The organism is Arthrobacter sp. Y3221159 (assembly GCF_059089885.1).
In genome coordinates this window covers 99,252-105,747 of sequence record NZ_JBNHFC010000015.1, presented here as the reverse complement: position 1 = coordinate 105,747, position 6,496 = coordinate 99,252, and the positions used below count along the sequence as shown (strand labels likewise).

4 protein-coding genes and 1 rRNA gene are annotated in these 6,496 nt (G+C 65.8%); all 5 read left to right on the top strand.

Annotation, left to right across the window (positions count from 1 at the left end):
• Positions 1-248 precede the first annotated feature (248 nt).
• The 5 genes from rrf to AC5RT3_RS15655 all read left to right on the top strand — a co-directional run bounded on the left by rrf (position 249) and on the right by AC5RT3_RS15655 (position 6,428).
• Positions 249-365, top strand: a 5S ribosomal RNA gene (gene rrf / locus AC5RT3_RS15675).
• Positions 366-805: 440 nt separating this feature from the next.
• Entirely contained in the window at positions 806-1,093 is a 288-nt protein-coding gene (locus tag AC5RT3_RS15670; RefSeq protein ID WP_009358243.1) for an HU family DNA-binding protein, read from the top strand.
• A gap of 140 nt (positions 1,094-1,233) precedes the next feature.
• Positions 1,234-3,387 carry a bifunctional copper resistance protein CopD/cytochrome c oxidase assembly protein gene (locus AC5RT3_RS15665; protein ID WP_494124624.1) on the top strand — a complete coding sequence of 718 codons (2,154 nt, stop codon included), beginning with the start codon at positions 1,234-1,236 and terminating at the stop codon, positions 3,385-3,387.
• Positions 3,387-5,408, top strand: coding sequence for an NHL domain-containing thioredoxin family protein (locus tag AC5RT3_RS15660; protein ID WP_494124623.1), 2,022 nt, complete (start codon positions 3,387-3,389; stop codon positions 5,406-5,408). The genes AC5RT3_RS15665 and AC5RT3_RS15660 overlap by 1 nt, the downstream gene beginning before the upstream one ends.
• Before the next feature lie 165 nt (positions 5,409-5,573).
• Positions 5,574-6,428 carry an endonuclease domain-containing protein gene (locus AC5RT3_RS15655; RefSeq protein WP_494124622.1) on the top strand — a complete coding sequence of 285 codons (855 nt, stop codon included), beginning with the start codon at positions 5,574-5,576 and terminating at the stop codon, positions 6,426-6,428.
• Positions 6,429-6,496: the final 68 nt, after the last annotated feature.

The window sequence follows — 6,496 nt, the reverse complement described above, 5'->3', positions numbered from 1 at the left end:
CAGCCAGACCACTGGGTTGATAGGCCGGATGTGGAAGCGAGGACTAACGACTCGTGAAGCTGACCGGTACTAATAGGCCAACAACTTACACCACAAAACAAACACTGCAAGCGTCCACTATGTGGTTCCCAACCAACAACCCCCAGGGTCACGGTTGCACGGAACCAAAATAACTGAATACAACACCACCATGTTGTAACCACAGATTTCCCACACCACCCCCGCGGGTTGGTGACGGGTAGAAGGGTTACGGCGGTCATAGCGTGGGGGAAACGCCCGGTCCCATTCCGAACCCGGAAGCTAAGACCCACAGCGCCGATGGTACTGCACCCGGGAGGGTGTGGGAGAGTAGGACACCGCCGGACATAACATTAGTAGGGCCCTGACAAACACTGTCAGGGCCCTACCACTTTAACCCCCACCCAACCCCCGCCCACCCGCGGCGGCTCTGGCACCAACCCCCGCCCACCCTCCCCAGGAACGACCGCCCACGCGTCCGGCCCGGAACCACCAAAAGTGAGCGCGCATCGGCGAAGACACCACCACAAGTGGGAGAGCATCCGGGTAAACACCGCAGGAACTGAGAGAGCGTGCCTGCGAGGGGTTCCACAGCGGGGAATCTAAAGGATCACCGGGCCGCCGGAAGGGCCGCAAACCCCCCAAAATCCGGTGATTAACCTCAAAAAGTCGCGGAAACACGCGGAATTTGCGGCCCTCGACCGCCCAAGCTGGTAAGTTTTCGAACAGTGGCTTGTGCGCATGCCGCGTAGAGGCTCCAGAATCATGATCGTCCAGGAGGACATAAATGGCTAAGAACCGTAGTGAACTTGTTGCAGAGGTAGCGGGCAAGGCCGGCACCAGCCAGGCAGCCGTCAACTCCGTCCTCGACGCACTGTTCGAGGTTTTCGAGACTTCCGTCGCCGCGGGCGAGAAGATCACCATCCCGGGCTGGCTCGCCGTCGAGCGTACCGACCGTGCAGCTCGCACCGGCCGCAACCCGCAGACGGGTGAAACCATCCAGATCGCAGCAGGCCACAGCGTTAAGCTGACCGCCGGCTCCAAGCTGAAGGCTGCGGTCTCCAACAAGAAGTAGGCAACTTCTTCTCGGTCCGCCATCCTAGCGGCGGGCCGGACAGAAAAGGGGCGGCAACCGGACGGTTGCCGCCCCTTTTGCGTGAGCCCTGCCCTCTGATCGGCAGATTCGCGGCCCGGGCGGGCGTAGCGGACAATGGAATGGTGTCTTCTGCCGCAAAATCCCAATTCACCACACCCCTGCCCGCTGGCAAAGGCGGACGGGCACCGGGCGGTGATGCCCTGGGTGTCTCCATCCCATGGCAGCTCGCGGGACTGGCAACCCTGTTCCTGGGCCTGACGGCGGCCCTCATCTTTTCCGGCGCCGCTGCCACCCGCGGCGTAGCGGATCCAGGCGCCTTGGTCCGATGGGGACTTCCCGTCAGCAAGGCCCTCCACAACATTTCACTGGCGACGGTCATCGGGGGCCTGGTCTTCGCCGTCGGTATCCTGCCGAGGAACCTGGCCCCCCATAGCAGGGGCAGGGCCGATGGCAACGAAGGCCCGGAGCACCCCGCCTTCAGCAGGGCCCTGGCGGCAGCGGCGGCCGCCGGCGCAGCCTGGACGCTCTCGGCCATCGCCGTCCTGGTCCTCACCTATGCGGACGTGGCTGGCCAGGGCCTGTCAGGTGACGCAGAGTTCACCCAGGCCCTCGTGTACTTCATGACCGACATCGAAACCGGCCGCGCCTGGCTGGCGGTCACCATTATCGCGGCAGTGGTAACCACAGCCCTGTTCGGCGTCAGGTCGCTTGGGGGACTTGGGCTCACGCTCATCCTGGCTCTGATAGGGCTCGTGCCCACAGCCCTGATCGGACACTCCTCCAGCTCTTCGGACCACGAGGGCGCCATCAACTCCCTGGGCCTGCACTTGGTGGGCGTCAGCACCTGGGTGGGCGGCATCATCATGCTGGCCCTGCTCTCCGGCATCCTGACCGGCGCCAAGGCAGGGGCCGCCGGAGACATCACCGAGGCCACGCTCAGGAGGTTCTCCAGCCTCGCCGGGTTCGCCTTCGTGCTGGTGCTCGCCTCCGGCGTCATCAACGCGAGCATCCGCATCACCAACTGGGCCGACCTCTTCGGCTCCGCGTACGGCCAGCTGATCCTGGCCAAGACCGCCGCCACGCTGGTGCTGGGCGGAATCGGCTTCATGCACCGCCAGTGGGTTATCCCGCAGCTGGGCCGCAAGGGCAACACTATGTCGTCCCGGCGGGTGCTCTGGCAGCTGGTCCTCGCGGAGCTCCTGGTGATGGGCGCAACGTCCGGCGTCGCCGTCGCACTGGGCCGTTCGGCTCCGCCGCAGCCCACCACGTACGCGCCGGACGCCTCGCCCGCTTTCATCCTCACCGGCTATGAACTTCCCCCGGAGCTCACGCCGGAGCGCTGGCTGACGGAATGGCGTCTGGACTGGCTGTGGATCGCCGTCGCGCTGTTTGGCCTGGTGTCCTACTTCCTGGGTGTTGCCAAAATCCACCGCCGCGGCGACTCGTGGCAGTGGTTCCGGTCGATCAACTGGGTGATCGGCCTGCTGGTGCTGACCTACATCACCTCCGGTCCGCCGTCGGTCTACGGCCGCATACTGTTCTCCGCGCACATGGTGGACCACATGGCACTGACCATGGTGGCCCCCATCTTCCTGGTGCTGGGCGCCCCGGTTACCCTCGCGCTCCGCGCCCTGCAGCCCCGCGGCGACGGTACTCGCGGTGCCCGCGAGTGGATCCTGGTCTTCATACACTCGAAGTTCTCGCAGGTGGTCACCCACCCGCTCTTCGCGGCGGCCAACTTCGCCGGCTCGATTGTGCTGTTCTACTACTCGGACCTGTTCGGCTTCGCGATGCGCGAGCACGTGGGCCACGAGCTGATGATCGTGCACTTCCTGCTGACCGGCTACATTTTCATCCTGACCATGATCGGCACGGACCCGCTGCCCCGACGTGCGCCCTATCCGCTGCGGCTGCTCCTCCTGCTGGCCACCATGGGCTTCCATGCCTTCTTTGGCGTCGCCATCATGGGCGGGGACAACCTCCTGGCCGCCGACTACTTCGGCAACCTGGGCCGGGCCTGGGGAGACTCCGCGCTGGTGGACCAGCAGAAAGGCGGCGCAGTGGCTTGGGGGATCGGCGAGGTGCCCACCCTCCTGGTGGCGATCGGCGTCGCCATCATGTGGTCCCGTTCCGACGCGCGGGAGACCAAGCGGGTGGACCGGGCAGCGGACAGGAATAACGACGCCGATCTCACCGCTTACAACGATATGTTTGCCAAATTGGCCGAACGCGACGCCAAGCTGGCTGACCGCAACAAGCTGGAAGGACGCTGATGAGCGAAACCGTACGCACCCATGCCCGGGTCCGCGCCTCTGAACTGGTGGGCCGCAACTGGTTGAACACCGGTGGCAAAACGCTGGACCTTGAGGCCCTCCGCGGCAAGATCGTGCTGCTGGACTTCTGGACGTTCTGCTGCATCAACTGCCTGCACGTCCTGGACGAGCTGCGTCCGCTGGAGGAGGAGTACTCGGACGTCCTGGTGACCGTCGGCGTCCACTCACCCAAGTTCGAGCACGAGGCAGACCCTGTGGCCCTTGCCGCGGCGGTGGAGCGCTACGAAATTCACCACCCGGTCCTCGACGATCCGGAGCTGGACACTTGGAAGGCCTACACCGCCCGCGCCTGGCCCACCCTGGTGGTCATCGACCCTGAGGGCTACATCGTGGCGCACCTTTCGGGTGAAGGCCACGCGGACGGCCTGGCCGTGCTGATCCCCGAGCTCATCGCCGAGCACGACGCCAAGGGCACCCTCCACCGCGGCTCCGGCCCCTACGTGGCGCCCGAACCGACGTCCGGCACCCTGCGGTTCCCCGGCAAGGCGCTCTTCCTTCCCGCCGGCCGCGGCTCCGGTGCGGATGGGGCGTCCGACGGCGGCCCGGCAGCAGGTGCCGCGGTGAAGGATGCTGCTGAAAAGGGTTCCTGGCTGGTCACCGACACCGGGCACCACCGGGTGGTGGAACTCGGCACCGACTTCAAGACGGTCCTGGCCACCTTCGGTTCCGGCACCAAGGGCTATGCTGATGGCCCGGCGGCCGGCGACACTGCCACGGCGCAGTTCAACGAACCCCAGGGCCTGGTCCTGCTGCCGGAGGATGTGGCAGCGAAGGTTGGCTACGACGTCGTGATTGCCGACTCCGTCAACCACCGCCTGCGCGGGCTGTCCCTCACGGACGGCAAGGCCTCCACGCTGGCCGGCAACGGCATCCAGCGCCTGCTGGAGGCCGGACCGGCCCGCGTGGACGAGGACGCGGCCGGATTCACCGGCCGGTTGAGCGAGCATCCCCTCGAGGTGTCGCTGAGCTCCCCCTGGGACCTGGTGTGGTCGCGCAAGCTGAATGCCGTAGTGATCGCTATGGCCGGCACCCACCAGATCTTCAGCTTCGACCCCGTATCCGGCGAAGTGGACATCATTGCCGGCAACGGCCTGGAGGGGCTCCTGGACGGTCCCGCGCACGAGGCCTGGTTTGCGCAGCCCTCCGGCGTGGCCGAGGACGCCGACGGCAACATCTGGGTAGCTGACTCCGAGACGTCGGCGCTCCGGAAGCTGGTGATTGATGACGCCGGCACCATCACCGTGGAGTCCGCCGTGGGCAAGGGCCTGTTCGATTTCGGCTTCCGGGACGGTCCTGCCGCCGAAGCCCGCCTGCAGCACCCGCTGGGCGTGACAGTCCTCCCCGACGGCTCCGTGGCGATTGCCGACACGTACAACGGTGCCGTGCGCCGCTACGACCCGTCGGCGGGAACGGTCTCAACCCTGGCGCGGGGTCTCCTGGAACCCTCCGATGTCATTGTGGACCACACCCAGTCCGCCGGTTCCGAGCCGCTGCTTGTAGTGGTGGAAGCCAACCAGCACCAGCTGGTGTACGTCCCCATCCCCAAGGAAGCGCAGCAGGTGGACGAGGGCGCGTCCCAGACGCACCGGCCCAAGAGCCCGGTAGCGCCGGGCCCGCTGGAGCTTACTGTCCGGTTTACCGCCCCCACCGGGCAGAAGCTGGACGACCGCTGGGGCGACCCCACGCAGCTGAAGATCTCCTCCACACCGCCCGAGCTCCTGGTGTCCGGCGGCGGAACATCCGTGGGGCTGCTCCGCACCGTGGAGCTCTCATCCGAGGTTCCGGAGGGTGTGCTGCACATTACCGCCCGCGCTGCCGCCTGTGACGGCCCCGAAACCGAGGACGGCGAGATCCCGGACCACGCCGCCTGCCACCTGTACCAGCAGGACTGGGGCATCCCGGTGGTCCTGCAGGCCGACGGCGACACCGAGCTGGTCCTGGACCTCCGCGGCATGGACTGACGGGTCCTGCCGCCAAAGCGGCCCGGTTTTCGCTCCGAAAGAGTGGAAACCGGGCCACTTTTATAGCGCTTTGCAGCAAAAACCGGGCCAGAGTGGGCGCCCCCGGTATCCACATAGCCGCGGCTGTACCTCCCCGAAGCCAGGAACTGCAGGCATGGTGGCCTGATGGATGCAACAGAGATCCTTCGCGCCGCAGGGGGAGTTCTGCTGAGGCGTGACGTGCTGGCCGCCGGTGCCAGGGATGTGGACTTGCGGCGGGCGGTCCGGAACGGCAGCGTGCTGCGGCTGGAGCGCGGATTGCTGGCTGTGGCCGATGCTGAGTCGGATCTGGTGGAGGCTGGGCGTGCACGGGGGCTGTTGACGTGCGTGTCCGCGGCGCCGATGTACAGACTTTGGCAACTCAAGGCACCTTCGATGCCCCATTACTGGCACAGCAACGGCCGAAGCTCGGTGCGGTGCGTGAGCCACCGACTGGCATTGACGCAGGTGCCCCGCCATCGGACGCTCGCGGCACTTCCTGATGTACTGCTCCACGCACTGCTGTGCCTGCCCGAACTCGAGTCATTGGTGATGGTGGAGTGTGCCTACAACCGTGGAGACATTGACCTGTCTAACCTCCTCCGCCACCTGAACGGCAGGCGCTGTGGTACGGCCCGGCGGGTATTGTCCAAGGTTGAACATGGCGCCGACTCCCTCCTGGAAACCCTGGCCCGGGTGCTGTTTCGTGACGCCGGCATCACTACGGAAACCCAAGTATGGATTCCCGGGATAGGGCGGGTTGATTTCCTGCTGGAGGGTTTCCTGATCGTGGAGATTGATGGGCTTGCCTTCCACTTGGAGGCACGGCAGTTCAAGAAGGACCGGCGCCGGGATAACGCGGCAATATTGCAGGGCATGCCGGTGCTTCGGTTCATCTACGATGACGTGGTTCATGCGCCCGAAGGCGTCCTGTCACAGGTCCGGGAGGTGCTGGCACGCGGTTCACTGCGATGGCCGCAACCAAACCGGCCCACTTATTAGTCAGTGCGGCTTGAGGCAGCAGGTGCAATCACCGTAAACCGGCTAAAACTGGGCCAGTGTGGCGCAGG